The 1259-nt window shown below is 26.1% G+C and carries 1 protein-coding gene and 1 pseudogene; one reads left to right on the top strand and one right to left on the bottom strand.

The annotated features are described in order from the left end of the window. Positions 1 to 381: pseudogene (locus CN514_RS26230) on the top strand (hypothetical protein); the annotation flags it as partial. A 29-nt stretch (positions 382 to 410) separates the two neighbouring features. Here the strand turns inward: CN514_RS26230 and CN514_RS21830 are convergent. Next, positions 411 to 1097: a putative immunity/bacteriocin fusion bifunctional protein gene (locus tag CN514_RS21830; protein ID WP_098234378.1), complete on the bottom strand. Its 687-nt coding sequence runs from the start codon at positions 1095 to 1097 to the stop codon at positions 411 to 413. Positions 1098 to 1259 lie beyond the last annotated feature (162 nt).

Below are 1259 nucleotides of genomic sequence, written 5' to 3'. Positions count from 1 at the left end.
AATAAAGATATAACTAAAGTAAGTTATATATTAATTTTGATCATGGTTTCATTTGGTTCTTTTTCAGTTCCGATACTTAATGGTTATATTAACTATTCCTCTACTATTCCTTTTTTTATAGGATTTATAGTAGGAAATATATTGCTAATATTTGGGAAAATTAATTGGAATCAAGAAATTCTTACTCACTTTAAGAAAATAATTATTATCTTTATTGGTAATATCCCCATAGCCTTTACAATGTTTGCAATACATATAGTAAATAAAAATAAAATAGACATTTTTCCATTGTATTATTTAATTTGTTTTGTTATATTAACCTGTGTTTATATGATGTTATTACAGCGTATCTATAAAAAAAATATAAACCGACTTATCTAAAAAGCAAGTCGGTTTATAGGTTTATATTATTAAAAAGAACATCCTACATTAAATGCAATAGCACAACCTAATCCAGCAACTGCTCCTACAGCTGGAACAACAACTGCCAATCCCCCAAATGCTGCTGTACATGCAATTAAACCGGCCATACTGCAAGCAAAACTAACTCCATTGAATTTAAATTTATAAGTAGAAATACCACTAGTATTGTCATTAGTACTATTTTTATCAAAAGAAACAACTGAATTTGAAGTTCCATCTTCATTAATTTTTACTAGATCATAACGAATTACTTCGTTAGTTTTCATATCTATCCAAACTTGCTTACTAGCAATCTCTTTATTTGATTTTATGTAGAAGTTAGTTGCTACTCCTACTTTTTCATATGTAATTCCATTATCTTTTAAATTTGAAAAAATAATATATTTATCAGCAGTAGGTTCAGCTTTATAACCTTCTTTACCCAAAGATTTTATTTCAGTTTTAAATTCTTTATCTTTAGTAGAGACAATTTTATCAATATCTTTTTGTTCTTTTTTGTCTACATTCAAGTCTGTTGTTGTCCCCGCATCAGCCAATTGATTTATTGTCTTTAAAAATTCATTAGATGTAAGACATGTCGAACAATCATTAGATTCTGCTTTGGCTACGGTTCCGTTTACTAAACCTATTAACAAAATAAAAGTTGTACATAAAGTGATTAATTTTTTCAACATTTTTAAATCCCCTTTTTAAATTAAGTTTCTTATTTTATTAGATACTTGCAATGAAAATATTACATTAACATTCTAATTTTTTGTATTGGGAAATTTTTTGGTATATTTTACCATTTTTTATCACTTTTTATCTGATAATATATAAAAATACTACGATAATGC

The sequence above is a fragment of the Bacillus sp. AFS001701 genome (genome assembly GCF_002559405.1).
GTDB lineage: Bacteria > Bacillota > Bacilli > Bacillales > Bacillaceae_G > Gottfriedia.
The sequence above is the reverse complement of the archived record's forward strand: the minus strand, read 5'-3'. Positions and strand labels throughout refer to the sequence as shown.

Coding starts and splice junctions, on each gene's coding strand:
- CN514_RS21830 (WP_098234378.1), bottom strand. CDS start 1,097: ATGTTGAAAAAATTAATCACTTTATGTACAACTTTTATTTTGTTAATA.